This is a genomic window from Citrobacter sp. Cpo126 (assembly GCF_030332445.1).
GTDB classification, from domain to species: domain Bacteria; phylum Pseudomonadota; class Gammaproteobacteria; order Enterobacterales; family Enterobacteriaceae; genus Citrobacter; species Citrobacter portucalensis.
This window is the reverse complement of sequence record NZ_JAOWHT010000037.1, coordinates 236,020-262,194: the sequence shown is the minus strand read 5'-3', so window position 1 is coordinate 262,194 and position 26,175 is coordinate 236,020. Positions and strand designations below refer to the sequence as shown.

21 protein-coding genes are annotated in these 26,175 nt (G+C 52.3%); 9 read left to right on the top strand and 12 right to left on the bottom strand.

Annotated features, from left to right (window positions below):
- Nucleotides 1-69 precede the first annotated feature (69 nt).
- Nucleotides 70-1,719 (top strand): alpha,alpha-trehalase, encoded by a 1,650-nt coding sequence (locus OGY17_RS17895; RefSeq protein WP_003827453.1) that lies wholly within the window; start codon nucleotides 70-72, stop codon nucleotides 1,717-1,719.
- A gap of 27 nt (nucleotides 1,720-1,746) precedes the next feature.
- On the opposite strand, the gene OGY17_RS17890 is transcribed toward OGY17_RS17895, so the two are convergent.
- The gene (locus OGY17_RS17890) at nucleotides 1,747-3,336 is read right to left on the bottom strand and encodes an STY4199 family HEPN domain-containing protein (RefSeq protein ID WP_032945303.1); all 1,590 of its coding nucleotides are present in this window, start codon (nucleotides 3,334-3,336) and stop codon (nucleotides 1,747-1,749) included.
- A gap of 167 nt (nucleotides 3,337-3,503) precedes the next feature.
- Here OGY17_RS17890 and OGY17_RS17885 point away from each other — a divergent pair, with 167 nt between their 5' ends.
- Nucleotides 3,504-4,043, top strand: coding sequence for a GNAT family N-acetyltransferase (locus OGY17_RS17885; protein WP_048215348.1), 540 nt, complete (start codon nucleotides 3,504-3,506; stop codon nucleotides 4,041-4,043).
- A gap of 86 nt (nucleotides 4,044-4,129) precedes the next feature.
- A complete protein-coding gene (locus OGY17_RS17880; protein WP_048215347.1) occupies nucleotides 4,130-4,480 on the top strand; it encodes a glycoside hydrolase family protein in 351 nt (116 codons plus the stop codon).
- A 15-nt stretch (nucleotides 4,481-4,495) separates the two neighbouring features.
- On the opposite strand, the gene OGY17_RS17875 is transcribed toward OGY17_RS17880, so the two are convergent.
- Both OGY17_RS17875 and OGY17_RS17870 read right to left on the bottom strand, forming a co-directional pair.
- On the bottom strand, nucleotides 4,496-5,101 hold the full coding sequence (locus OGY17_RS17875; protein WP_003827446.1) for a helix-turn-helix transcriptional regulator: 606 nt from the start codon (nucleotides 5,099-5,101) through the stop codon (nucleotides 4,496-4,498).
- Between the two features lie 371 nt (nucleotides 5,102-5,472).
- Nucleotides 5,473-6,231, bottom strand: a complete 759-nt coding sequence (locus tag OGY17_RS17870) for an SDR family NAD(P)-dependent oxidoreductase (protein WP_048215346.1) — start codon at nucleotides 6,229-6,231, stop codon at nucleotides 5,473-5,475.
- A gap of 119 nt (nucleotides 6,232-6,350) precedes the next feature.
- Here OGY17_RS17870 and OGY17_RS17865 point away from each other — a divergent pair, with 119 nt between their 5' ends.
- The 3 genes from OGY17_RS17865 to OGY17_RS17855 all read left to right on the top strand — a co-directional run bounded on the left by OGY17_RS17865 (nucleotide 6,351) and on the right by OGY17_RS17855 (nucleotide 9,980).
- Nucleotides 6,351-7,250: a LysR family transcriptional regulator gene (locus tag OGY17_RS17865; protein ID WP_103014704.1), complete on the top strand. Its 900-nt coding sequence runs from the start codon at nucleotides 6,351-6,353 to the stop codon at nucleotides 7,248-7,250.
- 71 nt (nucleotides 7,251-7,321) lie between these two features.
- Nucleotides 7,322-8,323, top strand: coding sequence for an inner membrane protein YhjD (gene yhjD, locus OGY17_RS17860; RefSeq protein WP_048215344.1), 1,002 nt, complete (start codon nucleotides 7,322-7,324; stop codon nucleotides 8,321-8,323).
- Nucleotides 8,324-8,657: 334 nt separating this feature from the next.
- Nucleotides 8,658-9,980, top strand: coding sequence for an MFS transporter (locus tag OGY17_RS17855; RefSeq protein ID WP_286607947.1), 1,323 nt, complete (start codon nucleotides 8,658-8,660; stop codon nucleotides 9,978-9,980).
- Nucleotides 9,981-10,063: 83 nt separating this feature from the next.
- Here OGY17_RS17855 and OGY17_RS17850 read toward each other — a convergent pair whose 3' ends face one another.
- Both OGY17_RS17850 and pdeH read right to left on the bottom strand, forming a co-directional pair.
- The gene (locus OGY17_RS17850) at nucleotides 10,064-12,124 is read right to left on the bottom strand and encodes an AsmA family protein (RefSeq protein ID WP_219988475.1); all 2,061 of its coding nucleotides are present in this window, start codon (nucleotides 12,122-12,124) and stop codon (nucleotides 10,064-10,066) included.
- Nucleotides 12,125-12,202: 78 nt separating this feature from the next.
- Nucleotides 12,203-12,970, bottom strand: a complete 768-nt coding sequence (gene pdeH, locus OGY17_RS17845) for a cyclic-guanylate-specific phosphodiesterase (protein ID WP_008786408.1) — start codon at nucleotides 12,968-12,970, stop codon at nucleotides 12,203-12,205.
- A gap of 230 nt (nucleotides 12,971-13,200) precedes the next feature.
- Between pdeH and kdgK the strand changes: the two genes are divergently transcribed.
- Nucleotides 13,201-14,130, top strand: a complete 930-nt coding sequence (gene kdgK, locus OGY17_RS17840; protein WP_267438745.1) for a 2-dehydro-3-deoxygluconokinase — start codon at nucleotides 13,201-13,203, stop codon at nucleotides 14,128-14,130.
- A gap of 99 nt (nucleotides 14,131-14,229) precedes the next feature.
- Here kdgK and OGY17_RS17835 read toward each other — a convergent pair whose 3' ends face one another.
- The 4 genes from OGY17_RS17835 to OGY17_RS17820 form a co-directional block, all read right to left on the bottom strand.
- A complete protein-coding gene (locus OGY17_RS17835) occupies nucleotides 14,230-15,723 on the bottom strand; it encodes a M16 family metallopeptidase (protein ID WP_286607943.1) in 1,494 nt (497 codons plus the stop codon).
- 221 nt (nucleotides 15,724-15,944) lie between these two features.
- The gene (gene dctA / locus OGY17_RS17830) at nucleotides 15,945-17,231 is read right to left on the bottom strand and encodes a C4-dicarboxylate transporter DctC (RefSeq protein ID WP_008786411.1); all 1,287 of its coding nucleotides are present in this window, start codon (nucleotides 17,229-17,231) and stop codon (nucleotides 15,945-15,947) included.
- A gap of 157 nt (nucleotides 17,232-17,388) precedes the next feature.
- On the bottom strand, nucleotides 17,389-19,395 hold the full coding sequence (hmsP, locus tag OGY17_RS17825) for a biofilm formation regulator HmsP (protein ID WP_075553079.1): 2,007 nt from the start codon (nucleotides 19,393-19,395) through the stop codon (nucleotides 17,389-17,391).
- A 226-nt stretch (nucleotides 19,396-19,621) separates the two neighbouring features.
- Nucleotides 19,622-19,729, bottom strand: a complete 108-nt coding sequence (locus OGY17_RS17820; RefSeq protein WP_003827426.1) for a type I toxin-antitoxin system toxin Ldr family protein — start codon at nucleotides 19,727-19,729, stop codon at nucleotides 19,622-19,624.
- A gap of 425 nt (nucleotides 19,730-20,154) precedes the next feature.
- Here OGY17_RS17820 and megL point away from each other — a divergent pair, with 425 nt between their 5' ends.
- Together megL and OGY17_RS17810 are read left to right on the top strand one after the other, a co-directional pair.
- The gene (megL, locus tag OGY17_RS17815; RefSeq protein WP_008786414.1) at nucleotides 20,155-21,351 is read left to right on the top strand and encodes a methionine gamma-lyase; all 1,197 of its coding nucleotides are present in this window, start codon (nucleotides 20,155-20,157) and stop codon (nucleotides 21,349-21,351) included.
- A 117-nt stretch (nucleotides 21,352-21,468) separates the two neighbouring features.
- Complete coding sequence (locus OGY17_RS17810) at nucleotides 21,469-22,767, top strand: aromatic amino acid transport family protein (protein ID WP_043018665.1); 1,299 nt, start codon at nucleotides 21,469-21,471, stop codon at nucleotides 22,765-22,767.
- A gap of 35 nt (nucleotides 22,768-22,802) precedes the next feature.
- Here OGY17_RS17810 and OGY17_RS17805 read toward each other — a convergent pair whose 3' ends face one another.
- The 3 genes from OGY17_RS17805 to dppD all read right to left on the bottom strand — a co-directional run bounded on the left by OGY17_RS17805 (nucleotide 22,803) and on the right by dppD (nucleotide 26,166).
- Nucleotides 22,803-24,005, bottom strand: coding sequence for a sigma-54 interaction domain-containing protein (locus OGY17_RS17805; RefSeq protein WP_048215339.1), 1,203 nt, complete (start codon nucleotides 24,003-24,005; stop codon nucleotides 22,803-22,805).
- Between the two features lie 176 nt (nucleotides 24,006-24,181).
- Nucleotides 24,182-25,186, bottom strand: a complete 1,005-nt coding sequence (gene dppF / locus OGY17_RS17800) for a dipeptide ABC transporter ATP-binding subunit DppF (RefSeq protein ID WP_003827418.1) — start codon at nucleotides 25,184-25,186, stop codon at nucleotides 24,182-24,184.
- On the bottom strand, nucleotides 25,183-26,166 hold the full coding sequence (gene dppD / locus OGY17_RS17795) for a dipeptide ABC transporter ATP-binding protein (protein WP_003024317.1): 984 nt from the start codon (nucleotides 26,164-26,166) through the stop codon (nucleotides 25,183-25,185). The genes dppF and dppD overlap by 4 nt, the downstream gene beginning before the upstream one ends.
- Nucleotides 26,167-26,175: the final 9 nt, after the last annotated feature.

Here is a 26,175-nt window from a genome sequence, read left to right as displayed (position 1 = left end):
TGTCTACGCTTAACTGACGACCGGGCAATAGCCTTAATCTTTCAACGTCCATCGGAGGTCTTTCTCATTATGCTCAACCAGAAACTACCCCACGCCCCTTCTGAAGAAATGACGATCGACATCGATCTGCTTTATGAAATGGATCCGTGCGAGTTAAAGCTGGATGAAATGATTGAGGCGGAGCCTGAGCCGGAGATGATTGAAGGGCTTCCCGCTTCAGATGCGTTAACTCCTGCCGATCGTTATCTCGAACTGTTCGAACACGTCCAGTCATCCAAACTGTTTGCGGATAGTAAAACCTTCCCAGATTGTGCGCCCAAAATGGACCCGCTCGATATTTTAATTCGCTATCGCAAGGTTAAACGCCATCGGGACTTCGATCTGCGACGCTTCGTCGAGAACCATTTCTGGCTCCCGGAAACGCCCTCCAGCGAATACGTTTCTGACCCGGAAAGTTCGCTGAAAGAACATATTGATCAACTGTGGCCGGTGCTGACGCGCGAGCCGCAGGATCACATTCCCTGGTCCTCGCTGCTGGCGTTACCGCAGTCATACATTGTGCCAGGCGGGCGTTTTAGCGAAACCTACTACTGGGATTCCTACTTTACCATGCTGGGTCTGGCAGAGAGCGGCCGCGAAGATCTGCTGAAATGTATGGCAGATAACTTTGCCTGGATGATTGAAAACTATGGTCACATCCCGAACGGCAACCGTACTTACTATCTGAGCCGCTCACAGCCACCCGTTTTTGCCCTGATGGTGGAGCTGTTTGAAGAAGATGGCGTACGCGGCGCGCGTCGTTACCTTGATCATCTAAAAATGGAGTACGCGTTCTGGATGGATGGCGCCGATTCCCTGGTACTCAACCAGGCCTACCGCCACGTGATCAGAATGTCGGACGGCTCTCTACTTAACCGCTATTGGGACGATCGTGATACGCCGCGCGATGAGTCATGGCTTGAAGACGTCGAGACCGCCAAGCATTCGGGTCGCCCGCCCAATGAAGTGTATCGGGATTTACGCGCGGGCGCGGCTTCTGGCTGGGATTATTCATCGCGCTGGCTGCGCGACGCAGGCCGCCTTGCCAGCATACGCACCACGCAGTTCATCCCAATTGACCTGAACGCATTCCTCTACAAGCTGGAAAGCACTATCGCCAATATTTCCGCGCTGAAAGGTGACAAAGAAACGGAAGCGCTGTTTCGCCAGAAAGCCAGCGATCGTCGTGATGCGGTAAACCGCTATCTCTGGGACGATGAAAACGGCTGCTATCGCGATTACGACTGGCGGCGCGAACAAATGGCCCTGTTTTCTGCCGCCAGTATTGTGCCGCTGTATGTCGGTATGGCAACGCATGAACAAGCCGATCGGCTTGCTAACGCAGTTCGCAGTCGCCTGCTCACGCCCGGTGGCATTTTAGCCACGGAGCATGAAACCGGGGAACAATGGGATAAACCCAACGGCTGGGCGCCGCTGCAGTGGATGGCGATCCAGGGCTTCAAACTGTACGGTGACGACCATCTCGGGGATGAAATTGCCCGTAACTGGTTGAAAACGGTGAATCTCTTTTATCAGGAACACCACAAACTTATCGAAAAATACCACATAGCCGACGCAGCGCCGCGCGAAGGCGGCGGTGGGGAATATCCGTTGCAGGACGGCTTTGGCTGGACCAATGGCGTGGTGCGCCGACTCATCGGTTTGTATGGCGAACCCTAGCAGCTGACGGTCTGAGTCATCAGGCTTTTAGTTAATCGCATCGTACAGCTCGGCGTGAATTTTCTGCCATTTCTTGTTCTCAGGGCTTGGCTGGGCGCGAACACGCAGCTCGGCCTGCTCAAGATCATATTGCTGACGCGCAACGACCGCAGGCACGGAACAAAAACTTTGCAGATAACTTTTATGCAGCGAAGTGAGCGATGCCCCATTCGACATCGCATGGCTGAGCGTAGTCATAAACTGTCGGCATGGTTTGCTTTCATCCATCTGCGAAGGGTAACGCAGCAGCAGTCTCAACACCTCTGTATTGCCCGCCGAAAACGCCTGCTCCGTCCACGCCAGCTTCCAGTCCATCCCGCCCTGTAGGAACAGTGACGTCACGCGGGTGTCATTGCGATCGATAGCCGCCCGCATGTTAAAGGCATCCCAGGTGATGCCCATTCGGGTCACCGCCTCCCGTGCGCTAGGGGCATCACGTCGCGGTTCCTCCTGCACAATTTCAACGGATTGTCCGGAAGACGCCTGTGGCGCTGGCGAAGTGAATAACCAGAACGCACCCAGCGAAATCGCCAGCACCATCACGCCGACCGCTACCCACAACATACCGGAAATCAGCTGTTCACGTTCTTCCGCAGTGCGCTTGGCCCGCTTTTCCGGCGGATCAATACTGTCTGCGATTTCATGCTTATCGCCTCCCGCTTGCTCGTCTTTTTGCTTTGCTGTTTCCCAAAACTGGCGGACCATGGCCTCATCAGATTCCAGATACGACGCAGGATTAATGCGCGTACGCCGTTCTTCAAATGCCCGTTGCACAGGATGAGTTATCTGTCGGTACTGGTAGTCCAGCAACATCAGTTGTACCGACGTCAGCGGCTGCTGCGCGATAACGCAGTTACGAGCCAGGCGGCAATCATCCAAAAACATGCGTAGCGTGATACGCGGCTCAACAAATGACATGAGCACTGAGGTATCGTTAAAAATCTGCGTAAAGTGGCGAACGAATAATTTCTTATCGACGACCATCAGCGCCAACTCGCTAAACATCATACCGTCCAGCGCATCTCGTCCTTCGCCCAACTTTAGCCAGCGACGCAGACGTTCACCACCAAAGTGCTGTTTCAGAAAGCTGTTGAGAGGATGTTGATCCGGCCATACCCGTGCAATCAGAGATTTGAGGGTTAATTCTATTGCGCGAAGTTGACGCTGCGCCCGCATCTGAGCATCCGGCTCCACAGGTGCAATTTCGGTTTGATACTTCAGGATGGGCTGTTGCTGGCGTAATTGTTCCAGAGAAGCCACAAAGCGCAGCGCTGAAATCAGCTGGTTTTCACTGACGTCCTGGCCATTTTCATATTGGGGTACACTCTGTTGAAGATGACGTAGCCGCAGAGTGAACTGGCTCAATTGCGCATCATTCATCTGCAACCGTCTGGCGACAGCCCCCCAGCCACCCAGATTCAGTCGTGCCTGATCCAGTTGCTCGAGAAACCACCGTGGGTCTTTGCCTTCTGCGGCATGTACGCCTAGCAGCAGTAATATTTCTACCGACGCCTGGCGGATAATCCCCAGACAATGTTCAAAGGGTGTACATGTCGCTTGTAACGCGCTATTGGTCATCATCTTCCCTAAAAGGACCCAAAACGTGCGGCCTCACAATGGTATGTAATTATCTTTTTTAAACGCAACGTTGTGCCGATGTAGACTAGAACACATTCATATAGCAAATAAATAAGTTTTACAGTGACTTCCGCACAATCATTGAAAATTATTCTGGAGATAAGCCTGTGCCTGTACTGCAAACATCACGTCTGCTCTGCCGCCCACTGACAGAAAATGACTGGACGTTCTTCTTAACGCTACAGCAGAACCCAGATGTGATGCGCTTTGTCGCTGACGCACGTACTGAAGAGGAAATACGGACAGCCTTCGACTCCCGCCTGCCTGAATGGTTTCCCGGCAGCCCGCACTGGCTATGTCTGCTCCTGTGCGATAAGACATCGGGAGCACCGCTTGGCGTGACAGGATACATTCAGGAGAGCAATGAGTGTGCCGAGGTTGGCTTTCTGCTCGCCCCAGAGGCGCAGGGTAAAGGGTATGGCGCTGAATCTCTGCATGCCGTGTGTGAATACGCATTTGCCAGCGGCGGTCTGCGGCGACTGACCGCCTGTGTCACCGCAGGAAACGAAGCCTCACGGCGTCTGTTGGAAAAGGTCGGGTTCATTCATGAAGGCACGCTACGCGCAAGCTACTGGCTACATCATACCTGGCACGATGACTGGATTTTTGGTCTGTTAAAACAGGAATATCAGCCGCCCACGGCATAGGTCGTTTTGCGGTAAATACTGGCTGTCAGGCAACTAGCGTAACGGCGTGTTTTTTTTAGAATAGGTCTCTTTGCACAGAGACTATTATGCCGCTGCGTTCGACGCATTTCACGCCCGCTTGTATTGCATTTATTAAGCAATGGCAGGGCCTGTCGCTGGAAAAGTATCAGGACAAAAAAGGCATCTGGGTCATTGGCTACGGACACGAAATCACCGCCAATGAATCCTTTGATACCCCAATTACGGTGATGCAGGCAGAAACATTGCTGCTCGCAGATATGAGGATCTGCGAGGCATTCATCCATAAGGAAATGACGCAAATAAAAGACAGGTTTCAGCTGGAAGCATTAATTACGTGGATATTCAGTGTGGGAATTACCCAATTTTGCGCTAAAAATATCTGGCCGGTGTTTATTTCACAGCCAGAAATATTCTGACTGTGAAATATGTTCCTAGTAAATGGTGTTGTTTAACATCATTGCCGCCTGCGTACGGTTTTTTACCTCCAGGCGCTGGTACAACGATTCAAGATGGGCTTTTACCGTTCCGGTACTGATATTTAACAGTCGACCAATTTGTTTATTAGATTCTCCGGCGGCCAGCATGGTCAAAATCTCCCGCTGACGCGCGCTGAGCAATCTGATATTTTGCCCACCGCTTTCGGTAGCGGTTATGCAGTCTCTGGGGATAAACATCATACCCATCGCGACGCTATTGAGGGCCAGCGTAAAGGTTTCCGCGTCAGAATCGCGCGGAACAATGGCCAGCACGTTCAGTTTAGTGACCTCTTGCAGCCATTTTTTACGGCAGTCCGTTGCGGTCACCAGCACCTTCACCATCGCAAAGCGCTCTGCTATCTGTTGCAGCAAGCTACAGCAGAACTCAGCATCAAGGTCGCCATCCAATATAACTAATGCCTCGGGTTTATCTTCCAGCGTCAGCCAAAGTTCATCTGCCTGACTGACACCCTGAACATCCACTCCTGGAATACGTTGCTGCAAACTTACATTCATTCCATGAATAAATATTGACTGCCTGTCAAACATTACTACCTGCATTATTTATCTCCATCCGAATAGGATATTAGCCTTAACATGCGGAAGGGTATTACCCATAGGGTAAAATAAGAAGTCACCATTTGGCGGGGGGCCATTTTACCGATAGATGGGGAAGAAAGAAGCAGAAGTTATGAATAGTTACAGCTCAACCCGAAGGATCATACAAAGGAACAAAAACAGGTTCGAAAATTAGGGAAAGTCTTAATATTCGACGCTCATGATAAGACAATGAATATTAATTAATATGATTTTATATTTTTAGCTAAAAATAAGATATCTACGACAATGGATAAATCTGTTACAAAATACAATCTAGCATTAAGTGCTCATTCAACGCATGCCGTGACCTGTTGAATAAGCACCTTATGGGTTTACAGGAACATTCCGCCGGATACCTCGATACGCTGTGCCGTCATCCAGGCCAGTTCATCGCTAAGCAGCGCAGCAATTGCATCGCCGATATCATCCGGCAAACCAACGCGTCCCAGCGCCGTTTGCGATGCAATGTACGCATTCAATTGCGCATTATCCCGCACATTTCCGCCGCTAAAATCCGTTTCTATTGCGCCTGGCGCAATAATATTCGCCGTTATGCCGCGCTCTCCCAGCTCTTTTGCCTGATAACGGGTTAACACTTCCATCGCACCTTTCATGGCTGCGTATGCGCTGTAACCCGGTAGCGCAAAGCGGGCAAGCCCGGTCGAGACATTGAGGATGCGACCACCTTTATTCATCAGCGGTAGCAAGCTCTGCGTCAGGAAAAAGGGGCCCTTAAAATGGATGTTCAAAAGTTGGTCAAATTGCGCTTCAGTAAATGCCGGATACGGTGCGTTAATGCCGATCCCGGCATTGTTCAATAAATAATCAAATGCGTTACTTTGCCACTGCGTTTGTAACGTTCCCTGCACCTGTTGAACAAACTGAGGGAATGTAGAAATATCACCGACATTCAACGGTAATGCCGCCGCTTTACCGCCAGATTGGCGTATTTCATCCACAACCTGCTGCGCTTCTTTTTCATTGCTGTTCCACGTCAGGATAATACCGATTCCTTTACTCGCCAGCTTCAGCGCCGCGTTCTTACCGAGTCCACGGCCGCCGCCAGTCACCAATGCGATACGTTGCGTCATAAGAAACCTCATTTCAGGTGTTGTGAAGATTGAGACAAAGCTTATTAGGTGATAGAAGAACAATAAATACTGCTAACTGCGCATTACTGTTTCATTTAGAACAACAATAGGGCATGAGAATGGATAAAATTCACGCAATGCAGTTGTTCATCCGCGTCGCAGAACTGGAGAGCTTTTCGCGCGCGGCAGACACCCTCGGACTTCCTAAAGGTAGCGTATCGCGCCAGATCCAGGCTCTGGAAAATCATCTGGGCACGCAATTGTTGCACCGCACAACACGCCGCGTTCAGCTCACGCAAGACGGCATGATCTATTACGAACGCGCGAAAGATCTGTTGAGTAATCTGGATGAGCTGGATGGGCTGTTCCATCACGATCCGTCCAGCATCAGCGGCAAGCTGCGCGTTGATATGCCGGTCGGTGTAGCAAGAAACCTGGTGATGCCCCGCTTACCGAGCTTTTTGCATCAGTATCCGGGCCTGGAACTCGAACTCAGCAGCAGCGACCGCCTGGTGGATTTGATCCGCGAAGGTTTCGACTGTGTGGTACGCGTAGGTACGCTGAAAGATTCAGGGCTGATTGCGCGCCCGCTGGGGAAACTCACGCAGATTAACTGCGCCAGCCCGCAATACCTCGCCCGCTTTGGTTACCCGGAAAGCCTGGAGGATCTTGCCTCGCATGCAGTGGTGCATTACTCGGTCAATTTGGGAACGCGTGCGCAAGGTTTCGAAGTGGCGACAGAAAACGGCACGCAATGGGTTAAAACCGGCGGCATGCTAACGGTAAACAGTACCGAAACCTATCACGCAGCATGCCTTGCCGGTCTGGGCATTATTCAGGTGCCGCGCGTTGGCGTGCGTGATGCCCTGCGCGCCGGTACGCTGGTCGAAGTGTTGCCGCAATATCGCGCCGAGCCAATGCCAGTCTCTTTGCTTTATCCGCATCGGCGCAACCTCTCCCGCCGGGTACATCTGTTTATGGAATGGCTGACTGGCGTGATGAAAGACTATGTGGATTAGTCCATTTTTCAGGATGCGCCCCTGAGCAGGCTATAATGTCATGAGTGAACAAAATAAGGACAACCGATCGGATGACGCAGGAACAAGACGCAAAACACCCTACGCCAGAACATAAATCAGCCTCCGCCGCGCCGGAGAAAAACGCTAAAGCGAACCAGGCGCTGAAAACCGCGCTGACCTTCGCTGATAAAATTCAACGCCAGCCCATCATCGCCCATCTTATTCGTGCCGCAGAGCGGTTTAACGATCGTATGGGAAATCAGTTTGGCGCCGCCATTACCTACTTCTCGTTTCTGTCGATGATCCCAATCCTGATGGTGTCGTTTGCCGCTGCGGGTTTTATTCTCGCTTCGCACCCTACGCTGTTGCAGGATATCTTCAGCAAGATTCTGCTGAACGTCAGCGATCCGACGCTCGCCTCTACGCTGAAAAACACCATCAATACCGCCGTTCAGCAGCGTACGACCGTAGGTTTGGTTGGGCTGGGTATCGCGCTCTATTCCGGCATTAACTGGATGGGGAACCTGCGCGAAGCGATTCGTGCCCAGTCGCGGGATGTTTGGGAACGTACGCCGCAGGATCAGGAAAAAATTTGGGTCAAATATCTGCGTGATTTTGTTTCCTTGATTGGCTTACTGGTTGCGCTGATTGTTACTCTGTCCATTACCTCTATCGCCGGTTCCGCCCAACAGATGATTATCTCTGCGCTGTATCTCGACGGTATCGAATGGCTGAAGCCCGCCTGGCGACTGATCGGCCTGACCATCTCTATTTTCGCCAACTACCTGCTGTTCTTCTGGATTTTTTGGCGGCTACCGCGTCACCGACCGCGTAAGAAAGCGCTCATACGCGGTACCTTTATCGCGGCGCTGGGGTTTGAAGTCATCAAAATGATCATGACGTATACGCTGCCATCACTGGTGCAGTCGCCGTCAGGCGCGGCATTTGGTTCCGTGCTTGGACTGATGGCATTCTTCTACTTCTTCGCTCGTCTGACCCTGTTTTGCGCAGCCTGGATTGCCACGGCGGAATACAAAGACGACCCGCGTATGCCGGGGAAAACACACCGCTAATCTTTGTTAACTGGCCGGATGGGGCTGCGCTTATCTGGCCTACGGGAGAGTATTGTTGGCCGGATAAGCGCAGCCCCATCCGGCAATTATAATGCCGCCTGCTCTCACTGATTTAGTGAATAAATCCAACCCGTAACTTTTATTTAACCAAAAACCAGTTTTATCATCCAAGTTTTAAATTGTGTGAAGCATTTCATGGAAGTGAAATCTCAAGCCTAAAAATTATCCCCTTTTTGCTCTGTTTTTGACCAATCTCAAAGTTTGTTACAGATTGAAATGTCTCTTTTGCTGTGCGTAATATGACCTTTCGTTCGGCCAAAAATAAGAAAATATTATGCAAGCAACAGCCACAACACTCGACAACGAACAGGAACACACCCCGGTCAACTCGCGCAATAAAGTTGTCGTCGCCTCGCTCATTGGCACCGCCATTGAGTTCTTCGACTTCTATATTTACGCCACCGCCGCGGTGATCGTTTTCCCGCATATCTTCTTCCCGCAGGGGGATCCGACCGCGGCAACGCTACAGTCCCTCGCCACTTTTGCTATCGCCTTTGTGGCCCGACCAATCGGTTCCGCGGTGTTCGGACATTTCGGCGATCGCGTCGGCCGTAAAGTCACGCTGGTTGCTTCACTGCTTACCATGGGGATCTCAACAGTCGTCATTGGCCTGCTGCCGGGCTATGAAACTATCGGCATTTTCGCCCCACTGCTGCTGGCGCTGGCGCGTTTTGGCCAGGGTTTAGGTCTGGGCGGTGAATGGGGCGGCGCAGCGTTGCTGGCGACGGAAAATGCGCCACCGCGCAAACGCGCGCTGTACGGATCATTTCCGCAGCTGGGCGCGCCTATCGGTTTCTTCTTCGCCAACGGTACCTTTCTGCTGCTCTCCTGGCTGCTGACCGACGAACAGTTCATGAGCTGGGGCTGGCGCGTACCGTTCATCTTCTCCGCGGTGCTGGTGATTATCGGTCTGTACGTCCGCGTTTCGTTGCATGAATCCCCGGTCTTCGCCAAAGTAGCCGCGGCGAAAAAACAGGTGAAAATCCCGCTGGGTACTCTACTGACAAAACATGTTCGCGTGACGGTCCTCGGCACGTTCATCATGCTGGCGACCTATACGTTGTTCTATATCATGACCGTCTATTCGATGACGTTCAGTACCGCCGCAGCGCCCGTAGGGCTTGGCCTGCCGCGTAATGAAGTGTTGTGGATGCTGATGATGGCGGTTATTGGTTTTGGCGTCATGGTACCGGTGGCGGGCCTGCTGGCCGATGCGTTTGGTCGCCGCAAGAGCATGCTTATAATCACCACGCTGATCATTCTGTTTGCGCTGTTTGCCTTTAAACCGCTGCTCGGCTCTGGCAATCCGGTGCTGGTGTTCGCCTTCCTGTTGCTGGGCTTAAGCCTGATGGGTCTGACATTTGGCCCGATGGGCGCACTGCTGCCGGAGCTGTTCCCGACCGAAGTGCGCTACACGGGGGCGTCGTTCTCGTACAACGTTTCGTCGATTCTCGGCGCATCGGTTGCCCCATACATCGCTGCATGGTTGCAGGCGAATTATGGTCTGGCGGCTGTTGGTACGTATCTGGCATCGATGGCGGCATTGACGCTGATTGCACTGCTGTTGACCCACGAAACCCGCCATCAGTCGTTGTAATTCTTTTGCCGGATGCGGCATAACCACCTTATCCGGCCTGGGTTGAGCATGAAATCCAGGCCGGATAAACATCCGGCCAGACATCACTTCTTCATCTGCGACAGGATCGTCCGGCACTGATTCGCGTCACCCTCTGACGGCGAAATCAGCGCCAACAAGGCTGCCGCGGGAGTAACTAACGTGGCTAATGCGGCAGCAACCGCACCGCGCGCAATCAGCGGTCCGGCCTTCACGCCAGCCCGCGGATTCTTAAATGTGCCGCGAACATACAGCGGCGAACGCAGAGTAATAATACGAATCCCTTTGCTCTCCGGATCGATGGTTAAATCCAGTTGCTCCGACGCAAAGCTTGCCGTACCAGTGACATTGATGACTGCGTTTTCCGTGTCGAAAGCAAAAATCTGCGGACGCGCCACGCCGTTAACAATATCCAGATTCGCCGCCGCGCAGTTCACCCGCACTTCGTCATCACCAAATATCTGCCCGACAAGATAGTTCCCCAGATTCAAGCCCACAATTTCCATCAGATTCCGGCTGATCAAGCCGTCATTCATCAGCAGTTTCAGGTTGCCATTGCTGTTACCCAGCAGCGCCGCTACCGAGTTTCCACTTCCGCTAAACCGGGCGTCCCCGTTCATTTCACCGAGCGTTTTCTGCATCAGTTCCACATCGGGCATCAGCGCTTTTAGCTTCAGCCGCCGCGCCTGAATATCCGCCTGCCCCCGCATCGGCTTTTTATCCCCTTCCAGATGGATGCTGGAGACAATGCTGCCTCCCGCAAGACCAAATTTCAGCGGTTGCAGGCGCAGGTCGGCATTTTTCAGGATGATATGAGTGGAGAGATCGCTGATCGGCAGGCTACTGCCATGCTCAATACGCCGTCCTTTGAAACGCACGTCAGCGTCCATCACGTTCCATTTATCGGTTTCAAAACGGTCATACGGCAAGACCTTGTCCGCAGGCTGAACGCTCTTCTCACCTTTGCGTTGTTCAGATTGTTTTGCCCGTTCCGCCCCTTTGCCTGAATCCACCCCGATCAGCGGCCCCAAATCGGCCAACCTCAACTGGCGTGATTCCACATCACCCTTCAGCATGGGTCGCGGCTTACCGGTGGTGTAGGCCAGCGTTCCGTGAATATCGCTGTCGCCAATACGACCATTGAAATCGCGATAATCAAAAACAGAGGATTTTTCCGGGTCAATTTTCGCCACCAGACGTCCGTCGGTTTCAAACGGCGGCGTATCCGGGAGCAGTACGCCGGTCAAATCGTACAAATCCCCTAGCGAATCTCCCGAGAATTTAAGCCGCAGATCCGCCCCGCCCATATTCATCGGATCGTTTATCGTGCCGATAAACGCTACGCGCGTATTGCCCGAACGGAAATCAGCCTGAATCGGGAAAGGCGTATCTTCGCCACGCAGCGCCAGCATTCCGCCTATTTTTCCGCTACCGCTTAGCGGTTCGCCGTTATATCGTCCTTGCGCTTTCAGCCCAAACACGTAGTCCTCGACGCGGGCGTTGCTCTCTTTACCTTTTGCGCCGGTCACTTCGCTAAAGGGTAACGGTTTACCCAGCGGATCGACCAGGATCTCAATCTCCGACTTCGTCACCTTATCGTTAATGGCGATACGTCCCTGGTCGAACAGAATGTTATCCAGCCGGAAAGACCATGCTGATGGCGGCGCATCAGGATCGCGGTTTTCGTCCCCAGCTAAGTTAAAGGTCCAGTTATTGTTTTTCTCCGACAGGCGGATCAGCCGCGCATCGGGTTTGACCAGCTTGACCCACGGGAGCCAGACGGTTTTTGTCAGCAGTGCCAGCGGGGCGAGCGTAGCTTCAACACGCGGCAGATGCACCATGGTGACGTCAGGAATGTCCGGCGGGTTGCCGAGGATAATATCTTCAGCATGAACATGCGGCCAAGGAACCCAGCTACGCCAGCCAGTTTCCTGCTTCTGGCGTTCCCAAACCACGCCCAGGTCACCCCGTATAGCAAAGGGCCGGTTGAGTTCTGTAGAGACTTTCTGGTTGATGGTCGGTTTGAGCCGGTTCCAGTCAAATGTCGCAATCACAATGATGAGTACGACGATCAACAACAAGAAAACCCCTATTACTGAAGTGGTTATTTTACCTGTTCTCGTCATGTCTAACCTCCTTACTTCCTTCCTTGCCTGTCCTAAAGATAGTCCAGCAGGATGAAAAGGAGGTGCACTACGCCCTCATCAAAGCGACAGGATCACCTCTTCAAGCGTATCCAGAGGCACTGGACGAGAGAGAAAATAGCCTTGCGCAGCGAAAGCCGGTGAGTTTTGCACATCGCGCCACTCTTCCAGCGTTTCAACACCTTCGACAATGACACCGCGGCAATAGCGGTTCATGAGCTGTAATAGTAGTGTGAAGAGATTACGTCCCTCCGGCGTCTTGCGCAGCATGACGAACAGATCCCGCGCCACTTTGATATAGTCATAACTCACTTCACTAAGCGCCGAGAAGTTCGCCATTCCGGTACCAAAGTCATCCAGCCAGAGCGGGCCGAACTCGCACATTGAGGCGAACGACGACCCCTTCGGCAAGCGGATATGTTCCACCAGCTCAAAACGCAGCCACGGCAGGCCTTCAATGATTTTCAGGATTTCGGGATCCTGACGCATCGCAATGAGTGTTGGTCCATCGACATTCACTGAAGCCAGCAGGTTGTTGGCTCTGAAAAAGCCCCCTTTCAGCTCAAGCTGCAGAAGTTGCTCTTTCACAACATCAACACGATGCCGTACAGCCACTTCAGCAAAATAGCGGTCTGGTGCAATACGTTGGGAAGGGTTATCAGGATGGCTCACGACGGTCAGCAGTTCAACGGCCATCAGCCGTCCGTTGGTCTGGTAAATTGGCTGGTAGGTGTAAGCACGCTCGCACTGCAGCCAATAGCGTCTTTCCAGCAAGCTTTCAATACTCGCATCGGGCGTAATGAGCTGCTGGGTAACCTGCTTTATCATCTGAGATGTCCTGTAAATAAGAGTGTGACTGACCGGACTCGTCAAAGGTTATCGGCGCTCAGACGAAGAACTTTACGTTCAGCTGTGCGCAAAAATAAAAACTAAGCGGCAAAAACAACGCAGAACACGTGCTGGCTCAAAAAAATAATGGAACGATGTTTTAATATAGTTGACCACTTAACACCCACAGCGCACACTAACGCTAATTTTTTTCAGAGCAGGTTACGACTATGTCCAGAAAGATTGCCGTGATTGGCGAATGCATGATTGAGCTGTCACAGAAAGGCGCTGACGTTCAGCGCGGATTCGGTGGCGACACGTTGAATACATCCGTTTATATCGCCCGTCAGGTCGATGCGGCGGCACTTTCCGTACACTATGTGACTGCACTGGGTACCGACAGTTTTAGCCAACAAATGCTGGAGTCCTGGCAGGGTGAAAACGTAGACACTTCATTAACCCAGCGCATGGAAAACCGCCTGCCAGGTCTCTACTACATTGAGACCGACAGCACTGGCGAGCGCACCTTCTATTACTGGCGTAATGAAGCCGCCGCAAAATTCTGGCTGGAGAGCGATCAGTCTGCCGCGATTTGCGAAGAGCTGGCGACATTTGACTACTTGTATCTGAGCGGAATCAGCCTGGCGATTTTAAGCCCGGCAAGCCGTGACAAGCTGCTGTCATTGCTGCGTGAATGCCGTGCCAACGGCGGAAAGGTCATTTTTGACAATAACTACCGCCCACGTCTGTGGAGCAGCAAAGAAGAAACCCAGCAGGTGTATCAGCAGATGCTGGAATGCACCAATATCGCATTCCTGACGCTGGACGATGAAGACGCACTGTGGGGTGAAAAACCCGTTGCCGAGGTGATTGCCCGTACTCACGCTGCTGGCGTTCAGGAAGTGGTTGTGAAGCGTGGCGCAGACTCTTGCCTGGTTTCAATTGCAGGCGAAGAACTGATCGACGTTCCGGCCGTTAAATTGCCGAAAGAGAAAGTGATCGATACCACTGCGGCCGGAGACTCCTTCAGCGCCGGGTATCTGGCGGTCCGTCTGACCGGTGGCGATGCCGCCGAAGCCGCAAAACGCGGCCACCTGACGGCAAGCACCGTCATTCAGCATCGTGGGGCGATTATCCCCCGCGACGCCATGCCGCAATAATTTATTGTTCCTGTAGGCCGGATAAGGCGTTAACGCCGCATCCGGCACTGGGTAAGCCGGGAGCGCTTCACTTGCCCGGCTTACAGGTTACGATACCCTTTACTGTACAGGCGGGATATCCGTCACTTCAGGGTGTGATTCATCCGTTTCAACAGACGTTGCCGCTGCGGTAACGGGCGCCATAATGCTATCCCACGTCGCCTGCAGATCCTTCATATTGAATTCAGGTTCACCCTTCGGCTGCAGCAGAATTAACGCCATATCTTGCGACAGCTGCTGACGCAGGTCCTGATTCAGCATCTCAACGCTCAGGCTGTTGAGGAAGCTCTGGCGTAAACGCTGGTACTGTTCAGGCGCAATATCCACCACCTGATTTTGCAGCGAGCGCAAACGCTGGCTGATCAAAATATCGGTATCGGTACGACCATAGGTGGCAAACAGCTTCTGCAGTTCCAGATTCTTTTGCGCTACCAGCGCATTGAACTCTTCTTCCGGCAGTCCCTTATCACGCACTTTCGCCAGCTCACGCGCAACCGTACCCAGATTGGCGTTCAGCTTATCGTTCGGCGACTCAACGTTAATCGCGCACTGCGCGCGCAGGAACAGCACCCGGCAGTCAAATCCGAGGCCAATGTCTTTGGCATTGTTTTTGGTTAGCTCTTGCTGAATGTGCCAGAACAGCGCCTCACGAGCTAAATCAGCGCGCCAGTAACGTAACAGCGCGGCAGATTCACGGATCGGCTGCCACGGCGTATCCCACATAATAGACAGGCGATCCTGGCGTACCGCATCGGTCATAATACTCACGGCTTCAGCTCGCAGCGGAGAGAGCGTGGGAACCGGTGCAGGCGTTTCGCGTTTTCCTTTTAACTCGCCAAAGGTTTTATTGATTTGCTCAGCTACGCTGCGTGCATCAACGTTACCGACGATGATCAGCGTCATCGCGTCCGGGGTATACCATTTTTGGTAGAAAGACTGAATTTTCGGCGCGTCTACCGGCGTTTTCAGCGGATCGGCGGGATCGTGCCCCAACAGGGTCGATCCCTTCAGACGGTAACGCCACCACCCTTCTTTGGTATCTGACGGCCAGGTTGCAACCATGTCTTCGCTATTCAGCGCATGATTGACCGTTTCAGAGGTGATGCTCAGTTTACCGGAGATATTTGCCAGATAAGAAAGTGACTCTTTCAGTAGGTCGTTACGGCTGTTAGGCAGACTGAGGTTATACAGCGTGGAATCATAGGAAACGATAACCGGCGGCATGGGACGTTTGGGATCGAACCCCTGCTGCCACAGTGAACGGGCTTGCGTGGCATCGAGGCCACCGCTTTGCGTCAGCGCGATACGCGGGATCGCATGGCTGAAACCACTCTGTTGCGCACTTTCGGTGAGTGAACCGGTATTGACCAGCAGGCGAACCTCAATACGGTCGCTCGGACGCTGGGGAGTGGCTAACACTTGCCACTGTAAACCATTTGCCAGCGTGCCCTGTTGCCACGCTGGATCAGGCTGGAGCGCATCTGCCTGCACATAGCCGGCAGTGGCCATCATCAGCAAGCCGCCCGCTAAAAGTCGAATTTTTGTGCCCTGCATGTGAACCCCTGATCAACTATCCTGGAAATAAAAAGACAGCCCTCGAAAGGACTCTCTGAATATGACGTTAAAAACACTTCGTGTTAGACCGCGAGAACATAAAAATGTCACGGAAGAAGTGAAAAAATCCCGAGCCGCCGAATCGACGGTTTCAGGCACAGGGGGTAATTATGCGCAAACGCCCGCAGTCCTGGAAGGGACTACGGGCATAAGTGACGAGATTAAGAGGATAAATCGTGCGTTTTGCCATCCGGCGCACGATTATTCAGCGTGTCATCCAGCTTTTTGGTATCCAATTCTTTCACCCATTTAGCCACAACGACAGTTGCAACACCGTTACCAATCAGGTTGGTCAGCGCACGGGCTTCAGACATGAAGCGGTCAATACCAAGAATCAGTGCCAGGCCTGCAACCGGTAAATGCCCCACCGCAGAGATAGTCGCGGCCAGAACAATGAAGCCACTCCCGGTCACACCCGCTGCACCTTTTGAGGAGAGCAGGAGCACCACCAACAGGGTTATCTGATGGAAGATATCCATGTGGCTGTTGGTCGCCTGAGCGATAAACACCGCCGCCATAGTCAGATAGATTGATGTCCCATCAAGGTTAAACGAGTAGCCCGTGGGTATAACCAATCCGACAACCGACTTCCGACAGCCCAGTTTTTCCATCTTATCGAGCATACGCGGCAGCGCAGACTCGGAAGAAGAAGTACCCAGAACGATCAGCAGCTCTTCACGGATATAGCGGATGAATTTAAAGATACTGAAGCCGGTTGCGCGCGCAATTGAACCCAGCACCAGCACCACAAACAGAATACAGGTGATGTAGAAGCAGATGATTAGCTGACCCAGTTGCACCAGCGTTCCGACGCCATATTTACCGATGGTAAAGGCCATAGCACCGAAAGCACCGATAGGCGCCAGGCGCATGATCATATTGATGATGCCGAAAATAACCTGCGAGAAACTTTCAATCACGTTGAAAATCATCTGGCCCTTGCTGCCCAGACGATGCAGCGCAAAACCAAACATTACTGCAAACAGCAATACCTGCAGGATGTTACCGCTGGCAAACGCGCCAATGACGCTCGCCGGGATAATATCCATCAGGAAACCTACGATCCCCTGGTCTTTTGCCTGTTCGGCGTAAATCGCAACCGCTTTGGCATCCAGCGTCGCCGGATCGACGTTCATCCCGGCACCGGGTTGCACCACGTTAACAATGATAAGACCGATGATCAGCGCAATCGTACTGACCACTTCAAAATAAAGCAGTGCAACCGCACCGGTGCGGCCTACGGCTTTCATACTTTCCATGCCTGCAATGCCGGTAACGACAGTACAGAAGATGACAGGTGCGATGACCATCTTGATGAGCTTAACGAAGGCATCACCAAGCGGTTTCATTTGGGCGCCTAATTCAGGGTAGTAATGGCCAAGGAGAATACCAATGGCAATCGCTGTCAGGACCTGAAAGTAAAGGCTTTTGAATATAGAGGTTTTCATAGGGTGTCCTTAAAGTAAAAACCACAGGTCTTGTAAGGTTTTGTTTAACCTGCGGCCTTAAAGTAACACCCACACAACTTGACAGAAATGTACCTGGATCATAATTGATACAAAAATGTTAAAAATTTTGAGCTGGCTCGCACAAGCGAGACCTTTTTTAACTTTTGTAATCAGCGCTTTCCGGCGCCAGATAACGTTCTTCGAAGATATTTGCCGGAACCGGTCGGGCAAACAGGAACCCTTGTGCCACTTCCACCCCGGCTTGTGATAGCCATTCACGCTGCGCTTCGGTTTCGACACCTTCGGCGATCATCTGCAAATTAAGGCTGTGGGCCAACTGAATGATGGCGGAGATCATGCTGCAATCCTCAGGTACTCCGTCGACAAACATCTTATCGATTTTGAGGACATCCACCGGTAGCGACTTCATGTGCTGCAGCTGTCGCAGGCCCGCATACCCCATGCCAAAGTCATCCAGTGCGATACGTACTCCCGCATTACGCAATGGGCGCAAAATGGCCACCGCGGCGTGGGGATCATCGATATGCCGGCTTTCAGTCACTTCCAGGATCAACGTACCAGGCTTGATGCGATAGCGGTTTAACAACTCCAGCAGGTCCGAGACCATACTCGGGTGCATCAGCTGTAGTGCGGACAAATTCACCGACAGCGGCAGCATCAGACCCCGTTCCTGCCACGCTGACAGCTGGCGGCACGTCTCTTCCAGCACCCAGTAACCAACAGTCACCATCAGACCACAGGACTCAATCCTGTCGATTAATCCTTCGGGCAGCTCCCAGCTTCCGTCCGGCTGCTGCATCCGCAATAATGCTTCTGCGCTCAATACCTTACCGCTGGACATTTCCACCTGCGGCTGCATCCAAAGCGCGAACTGACGGTTATCCAGCGCGGTAAGAATATCGTTCTCTTCCGTCAAACGCTGCTGCGCCTCTTCCATCTGTAACGGATCAAAGAACTGAATTTGATTTTTACCCTTATGGCGCGAGGTTAATACGGCCGAGAGAGCGCGGCGGTAAAGCTGTTCTGCGGTCAAATCACCATAGAACATTGCTACTCCAATGTTGCAGGTAGGACGCAGTTGAATACCCTGAATAGGTAATCGCTCGTTAACGATAGTGAGTACTTGCTGACCTAGAGTAATAGCGTGCCAGGGTTCTTTTACACCATGGGCGATGATGGCGAAGTCATAGCCACTCACCTGGGAAAGCACCATCCTGGGGGCTAATACCGACTTGAGTTTTTCGACCAGCGTAAGCAGCAGGATTTCCCGCTGAGTTTCAGTTAACACCCCCGCGGTGTCACGTAGGGTTTCGCAGGTGACAATCATCAGCGCCGTCGTCTGCTGGCGGGTAACAACCTGCTCCAGCAGCCCCATTAAAAACGACTTATTGGGCAGTTCGGAAACCGGGAAACGCATTGCAAAGTCGCTTTGCTCTTCGCTATGTCGCTGAATCAACTGCTGATTAAGATTGTAGCTACGCACCAGCATACCAATCTCATCATCCTGATGTAGACGCGGCAATGCCAGTTGATAGCCAATCAGATCCTGCTGTTGGATATCGTTCAGCTCACGGGCAATTTTACGTAAGGGGTGCACAATCAAGCGGTTAATGCACCAGGAGATGGCGACGGTCAGTATTAACGACAAAAGTAAGTAAATGGTCACTAACGTCGAGAGCGTACTCATCACGAATTTGTACATGCGGTACGAATCCGCCTGCAGTACCAGATACGCCAGCGGTTGCGGGTTAGCTGAACGCTCAAGAGAATAGATCGGCAGCGAAATTTGTACCGGAAGCTCAAACAGGCGAGTCACCGTAACAGGAACGGGGCGTTCAGGGATAAAGCTCATCCGCAACGCCTGAAACTGATTGGGCAGCACCACATCGGCGCGACTTACCACGCCCGCTGGCCGAATACTTTTTAAAATGGCTTCCGCTTCGGGAATATCCCCTTTCAGGATAGTGTCCGACAGAGGCTCACGGACGGAGCGAGCGATACTTTCCAGTTGCGTAGCCGTGTTATAGCGGTTTTGCTGGACCAGATGGAACAACAAAACGGTGCAAAAAATAAAAACGAACACCATAACAACGGCCGCAACCATTGCCATCTGCTTAATTGTTAACGAGCGACTGACACGCAAACTGACTCTCCACGGATAGACGAAACTGCCGTCAGAGTATACCCGATCGTAGCGGTATTAAGAGAGGCGGTATCTGAAAACTTCCCAACGTGCATTATCGCGACAGGATAGGCACCTGGCGACGAGATTTATCTGCATTTAAGCCGAAAAAGGCCGCAAGGTCGCCCCCTGCGGCCTGGTTCGGGCGCATGTTGCCATCACGGCAGGCAGACGCCCACAAAGCGCATTACTTCCTGTTACGCAGCCAGCTCACAATCAGGCTGGCAATAGTGCCAGCGATGATTGGAGCCGCTAAATCGTGCCAGAAGGCCACGCCTAACTGTGCGAGCGTCATATAGCCGCCTGTGTTGCAATGGCAACTGTTCACGGCTATCCTTGAGTTGTTCAGGTTCAAGTCAGCCCCCGTTTTGTTGCCAGGTTTATACCGAACAACGTGCGGGGGTTTTCTCTTTCCAGCAACCGATGCCGCCGGGGATCAAGCCCCCGCAACATTGCGCCTCACCGGGAATTCCCGGCTTGCCGCTGATTCTACGGCAGCCCACTTGCCATATCACTGCGCAATATTGCGCTCTGCGTAGCGCCTCGCAATTCACCCATTTTCTTACCAGCACGCTGGAAAGATTCTTGCCAGTTGGCAATATTCCTGCCGACCATTCGTTCAGACAAAAACATAACACATTGATATCTATCAGTTCATTTTCTGGCACAGCGATTGCTATTTGACTGTGAGCTGTTCTGTTCCGAATTAAAGGAGATATCATGTCTGACTGTCGTACTTACGGATTCAACACCCAGATCGTTCACGCGGGGCAACAACCCGACCCTTCAACTGGCGCGCTTAGTACGCCTATTTTCCAGACCTCAACGTTTGTTTTTGACAGCGCCGAACAAGGTGCCGCCCGCTTTGCGCTCGAAGAGTCCGGGTACATTTACACCCGTTTGGGTAACCCCACCACCGATGCGCTGGAGAAAAAGCTGGCGGTACTGGAAAGAGGTGAAGCCGGGTTGGCAACCGCGTCCGGTATTTCTGCTATCACCACAACGCTGTTGACGCTTTGCCAGCAGGGTGACCATATCGTTTCCGCCAGCGCGATTTACGGCTGCACCCACGCGTTTTTGTCGCACAGCATGCCGAAGTTTGGGATTAACGTCAGCTTTGTCGACGCGGCAAAGCCTGAAGAAATCCGCGCCGCCATGCGACCAGAAACCAAAGTTGTGTATATCGAAACGCCCGCCAACCCAACGCTGTCGCTGGTCGACATTGAAACGGTTGCCGGTATCGCCCATCAACAGGGCGCATTGCTGGTGGTGGATAACACCTTTATGTCGCCGTACTGTCAGCAGCCTTTGCAACTGGGCGCGGATATTGTGGTTCACAGCGTCACCAAATATATCAACGGTCACGGGGATGTGATTGGCGGCATCATTGTTGGTAAGCAGGAGTTTATCGACCAGGCGCGGTTTGTAGGCCTGAAAGATATCACCGGCGGCTGCATGAGTCCTTTCAATGCGTGGTTAACACTGCGCGGCGTTAAAACGCTGGGCATTCGTATGGAACGCCACTGTGAAAATGCGCTGAAAATCGCCCGCTTCCTCGAAGGGCATCCATCTATTACTCGGGTGTATTATCCTGGCCTGACTTCGCATCCGCAGTATGAGCTGGGCCAGCGGCAAATGAGCCTGCCAGGTGGAATTATCAGCTTCGAAATCGCCGGCGGCCTCGAGGCTGGTAGGCGGATGATCAATTCTGTAGAATTGTGCCTCCTCGCGGTCAGTCTCGGTGATACCGAAACCCTCATTCAGCACCCAGCGTCTATGACACATTCGCCCGTTGCACCTGAGGAACGGCTCAAAGCAGGTATTACCGACGGGCTTATCCGTCTTTCTGTGGGTCTTGAAGATCCAGAAGATATTATTAACGACCTTGAACACGCCATCAGAAAGGCAACATTCTGACCAATATGGCCTGAACCGACGTCGTTCGGTTCAGGTTGTTGAGAATCAAGGCACAACAGTCTGGCAATACACGCGATCCTCTTTCGGGGAGAACGTGTATTTTGGGCAGGGGGTTCTATGCAGGACAACACATTACAATTAAGCAACAATACAGCAACCGCCGTACCATTCTCAAAAAAAATACCGTTTACGAAATACGATTTTGGCTGGGTATTACTGTGCATCGGCATGGCCATTGGTGCCGGAACGGTACTGATGCCGGTACAAATTGGCTTAACAGGCATTTGGGTATTTATCGTTGCCTTTATTATTGCTTATCCGGCAACTTATATTGTGCAGGATATTTATTTAAAAACATTATCAGAAAGCGAAACCTGTAATGACTACACGGATATTATAAGTCATTATCTGGGAAAAAACTGGGGCGTATTTCTTGGCGTCATCTATTTTCTGATGATTATTCACGGCATATTTATTTATTCCTTATCCGTGGTTTTTGACAGCGCCTCATATATCAAAACCTTCGGCTTGACCGAGGCCGATCTTTCGCAGTCGATAATCTATAAAGTGGCCATTTTTGCCGTGCTGGTCGCCATTGCTTCCGGGGGAGAAAAGCTGCTGTTCAAAATCTCCGGCCCGATGGTGGTGGTCAAAGTGGGTATCATCATCGTATTTGGTTTTGCGATGGTTCCGCACTGGAACTTCGCTAATATCAGCGCCTTCCCTGAAGCATCGGTCTTCTTTCGTGATGTACTGCTAACCATCCCGTTCTGCTTCTTCTCAGCGGTGTTTATTCAGGTGTTGAACCCAATGAACATCGCCTACCGCAAACGGGTGGCGGACCGGGTGCTGGCTACGCGTATGGCAATCCGTACGCATCGCATCAGTTACATTACTCTGATTGCTGTCATTCTGTTTTTCTCCTTCTCTTTTACCTTTTCCATTAGCCATGAAGAGGCCGTTTCGGCTTTCGAACAAAATATTTCAGCACTGGCGTTGGCGGCTCAGGTCATTCCTGGGCAGATTATTCATATCACCTCAACGGTATTAAATATCTTCGCCGTATTAACCGCGTTCTTTGGTATTTATCTGGGATTCCACGAAGCGATCAAAGGTATTATTCTCAACGTTCTGAGCCGCGTCATTGACGTTGAGAAAATTAATCCGTTGGTGCTTACGCTGGGTATTTGCACCTTTATTGTTATCACCCTGGTCATTTGGGTGTCATTTCGCGTATCGGTACTGGTGTTCTTCCAGTTAGGTAGCCCGCTTTACGGGATTGTGTCGTGTATTATTCCGTTCTTCCTGATCTATAAAGTAACGCAACTGGAAAAACTGCGCGGACTGAAAACCTGGTTGATCCTGCTGTACGGAATTCTGCTGTGCCTGTCGCCCTTATTGAAGCTGATTGAATAACCCATGTATATCGCGCCGTCAGACGCTGGCGGCGCTTAACCCACACTCTCCAGCTGATAGCCGCGAATTTTATTCAGCACCGTGGTGTGCGACACACCCAGCGCTTTGGCGATATGCCGTGACGACACATTATCTTCCACCATCTGTTCAATGAGCTGGCGTTCAGCGCAGAGAACCTGCTCTTTAAAAGGACGTTCTGTCGCGCCCCGCTCAACGGCAGGCAAATTCACCATCCCTAATTCTTCCCGCGTAATAACATCGGATTCCGCCATCAGCATCAGGCGAATAATGGTATTTTCCAGTTCGCGCACGTTTCCCGGCCAGGTGTGATGGTGCAGGGCATCAAAACAGGCTTTATCCAGAATGATCCGCCGCTGGAATTCCTTTGCGTATTTCTGCACAAAGTGGCGAATCAGCAGGCTGATATCCTGTGGACGCTCGCGCAAAGGTGGAATGGTCAGTGAAAGCACGTTGATGCGGTAATAGAGATCGGCGCGCAGCAGACGTTGTTCTACCATCTCTTCCAGATTGGCATTGGTTGCCACAATAATGCGCACATTGACCGGAATAATATGCGCTCCGCCAACGCGCCGAATCCCGCCATCCTGAAGCACGCGCAGGAGTTTAGCCTGTAAGCTCAACGACATTTCGCCAAACTCATCGAGAAAAAGGGTGCCTTTATCGGCCATTTCAAACAGCCCTTTTTTGCCTTTACAATCCGCGCCGCTGAAAGCCCCTTTCTCATAGCCAAAGAATTCACTCTCCATTAGCGACTCAGGTAGCGCAGAGCAGTTGACCGGAATAAACGGATAAAAACGTCGCTGCCCGGAATTATGGATAGCCCGGGCCAGCAGCTCTTTACCGGTCCCCGTATCGCCACGGATCAGAACGGTATATTTGCTGTCGGCAATTTTTATCGCCTTTTCGATAAGCGCGTGCATGCTCTGGCTGCTGCAAATAATGTCAGAGAAATAGCGCGGCCGTTCCGGCTCCGGCGTTGACAGCTCACTTATCTCCTCACAGAGGTAAGCGACATGAATAATATCGGCGCGCTGGCTTAAACAGGATTGCACACAGGAAATATCCTGTAGCTGGCGGCACCAGGATTTAATCAGGATCCGCCCAGGCGTGACTTTCATGGAGATGATATTGATATCACAGCAGGAAAACTCCTTCAGGACATCCTCAACCATCGACAGACGATCAATTGTTTTAATATCCCAGCGTATCGTGACCACATTTGCTCCTGGTAGTTAGCAACTGCGAAATAGATATTTCTGTGACTAGAGGAAATCTGACTACATTCTAGACGCTGTGGAATAATGTTCTGCCAAAGGACTCACATTGTGGACGTAAAGAGAAAATATAAAAAAACCGGAGCACAAGGCTCCGGTTATCGGGTCATAACCCAGGTTTATTGCTGTGGATTCTCATCCTGATCAACGGCAAAACACGCCACCAGTTGACCGCCGTAATCTTTCAACTGCGGCTGAAGCTGGGTACACGGACCAAAGCGACGACGGCAGCGGGCGTTAAACGCGCAGCCCGGCGGCGGATTCAGCGGGCTTGGCAGTTCACCGGTCAGCTTGATACGCTCACGGCGATCGTCCGGGTTCAGACGCGGCGTTGCGGAGAGCAGCGCTTGCGTGTACGGATGACGCGGATTATTGAAGATTTGGTCCTTCGTCCCTTTCTCCACGCAGCGGCCTAAATACATCACCATCACTTCATCGGCAATGTGCTCGACCACCGACAGGTCGTGCGAGATAAAGACGTATGACAGCCCCAGTTCCTGCTGCAAATCCATCATCAGATTCAGCACCTGCGCACGCACCGAGACGTCCAGCGCTGAGACCGGTTCATCGGCAATCACCACGTCCGGGTCAAGCATCAGACCGCGAGCGATGGCAATACGCTGACGCTGACCGCCGGAGAACATATGCGGATAGCGGTCGTAGTGTTCGGTTTTCAGCCCCACTTTCGCCATCATCGCCAGCGCTTTTTCACGACGCTCCTCTTTGCTGAGCGTGGAGTTGATCAGCAGCGGCTCTTCCAGAATCTGCCCCACTTTCTTACGCGGGTTCAGGGAACCGTACGGGTTCTGGAATACAATCTGGATTTTCTGCCGACGCAGCTTTTGCGCCTGCGGGTCGTGCTTAAGCAGATCCTGTCCCTGGTAATACAGCTCACCGCCGGTCGGGACTTCAATCATCGTCAGCAGGCGGCCAAGGGTGGATTTCCCACAGCCCGACTCGCCTACCACCGCCAGCGTTTTACCACGCTCTAAGGTAAAGGAGACGCCGTCCAGCGCTTTCACCAGGCGCTCCGGGGCGAACATGCCCTTTTTCACCGGGTAGTGTTTTTTCAGATCAATAGCCTGCAACAGCGGCTGTGGCAAAGCGGCCTTTTGCGTACTCATAGCCCAGGCCTCCCGGCATCATCAAGTGGGTAGTGGCATTTCGACTGACGACCGCCTTCCAGCAGGTTCAGTTCAGGTTCTTCAGCGCGGCATTTGTCGGTCGCATAGGGGCAGCGTGGGTTCAGCAAACAGCCGCTCGGGCGGTCATATTTCCCGGGAACCACGCCCGGCAGCGAGGCCAGACGTGCTTTATCCTGAGCAAACTCAGGCAGCGCACGCAGCAGCGCCTGGGTGTAAGGATGACGCGGCGCGCGGAAAATATCCTGCGCGGCTCCGGTTTCTACCACCTGGCCGGCGTACATCACGATGATTTTGTGTGCCGCTTCAGCCACCAGCGCCAGATCGTGCGTGATTAAGACCAGCGCCATGTTCTCTTTTTGCTGCAATTCCAGCAGTAGCTCGATGATCTGCGCCTGAATAGTCACATCCAGCGCCGTTGTCGGTTCGTCGGCAATCAGCAGTTTCGGACGACAGGCTATCGCCATCGCGATCATCACGCGCTGGCTCATCCCACCGGACAACTGGTGAGGATATACATCCAGACGTGAGGCCGGATCGGGGATCCCCACCAGCGTCAGCAGGTCAATTGCCCGCTGAATACGCGTTTTTTTGTTGCCGCCCTGGTGCACCTTGATGGCTTCCATAATCTGGTAGCCGACGGTATAGCAGGGATTAAGGCTGGTCATCGGGTCCTGGAAGATCATCGCCACTTCCGCGCCCACTAACTGGCGACGCTCTTTCTCAGAAATGCGCTTCAGGTCACGACCATTAAACTCCAGATTTTCGGCCATAACGCGGCCTGGGTAGTCAATCAGTCCCATAATCGCCAGCGAGCTGACGGACTTACCAGAGCCGGACTCTCCTACAATGCCAACCACTTCACCCTGATTCACACTGTAGCTAATGCGGTCTACGGCGCGGAATTCGGAACCTACGTCGCCGAAATGCACCGATAATTTATCTACATTTAATAACGCCATCTCGAACCT

What these genes read in the sequence shown, in the direction of transcription:
- OGY17_RS17895 (WP_003827453.1), top strand. Translation starts at nt 70, where the DNA reads ATGCTCAACCAGAAACTACCCCACGCCCCTTCTGAAGAAATGACGATC.
- OGY17_RS17890 (WP_032945303.1), bottom strand. Translation starts at nt 3,336, where the DNA reads ATGACCAATAGCGCGTTACAAGCGACATGTACACCCTTTGAACATTGT.
- OGY17_RS17880 (WP_048215347.1), top strand. Translation starts at nt 4,130, where the DNA reads ATGCCGCTGCGTTCGACGCATTTCACGCCCGCTTGTATTGCATTTATT.
- OGY17_RS17875 (WP_003827446.1), bottom strand. Translation starts at nt 5,101, where the DNA reads ATGCAGGTAGTAATGTTTGACAGGCAGTCAATATTTATTCATGGAATG.
- OGY17_RS17870 (WP_048215346.1), bottom strand. Translation starts at nt 6,231, where the DNA reads ATGACGCAACGTATCGCATTGGTGACTGGCGGCGGCCGTGGACTCGGT.
- OGY17_RS17865 (WP_103014704.1), top strand. Translation starts at nt 6,351, where the DNA reads ATGGATAAAATTCACGCAATGCAGTTGTTCATCCGCGTCGCAGAACTG.
- yhjD (WP_048215344.1), top strand. Translation starts at nt 7,322, where the DNA reads ATGACGCAGGAACAAGACGCAAAACACCCTACGCCAGAACATAAATCA.
- OGY17_RS17855 (WP_286607947.1), top strand. Translation starts at nt 8,658, where the DNA reads ATGCAAGCAACAGCCACAACACTCGACAACGAACAGGAACACACCCCG.
- OGY17_RS17850 (WP_219988475.1), bottom strand. Translation starts at nt 12,124, where the DNA reads ATGACGAGAACAGGTAAAATAACCACTTCAGTAATAGGGGTTTTCTTG.
- pdeH (WP_008786408.1), bottom strand. Translation starts at nt 12,970, where the DNA reads ATGATAAAGCAGGTTACCCAGCAGCTCATTACGCCCGATGCGAGTATT.
- kdgK (WP_267438745.1), top strand. Translation starts at nt 13,201, where the DNA reads ATGTCCAGAAAGATTGCCGTGATTGGCGAATGCATGATTGAGCTGTCA.
- OGY17_RS17835 (WP_286607943.1), bottom strand. Translation starts at nt 15,723, where the DNA reads ATGCAGGGCACAAAAATTCGACTTTTAGCGGGCGGCTTGCTGATGATG.
- dctA (WP_008786411.1), bottom strand. Translation starts at nt 17,231, where the DNA reads ATGAAAACCTCTATATTCAAAAGCCTTTACTTTCAGGTCCTGACAGCG.
- OGY17_RS17820 (WP_003827426.1), bottom strand. Translation starts at nt 19,729, where the DNA reads ATGACGCTCGCACAGTTAGGCGTGGCCTTCTGGCACGATTTAGCGGCT.
- megL (WP_008786414.1), top strand. Translation starts at nt 20,155, where the DNA reads ATGTCTGACTGTCGTACTTACGGATTCAACACCCAGATCGTTCACGCG.
- OGY17_RS17810 (WP_043018665.1), top strand. Translation starts at nt 21,469, where the DNA reads ATGCAGGACAACACATTACAATTAAGCAACAATACAGCAACCGCCGTA.
- dppF (WP_003827418.1), bottom strand. Translation starts at nt 25,186, where the DNA reads ATGAGTACGCAAAAGGCCGCTTTGCCACAGCCGCTGTTGCAGGCTATT.
- dppD (WP_003024317.1), bottom strand. Translation starts at nt 26,166, where the DNA reads ATGGCGTTATTAAATGTAGATAAATTATCGGTGCATTTCGGCGACGTA.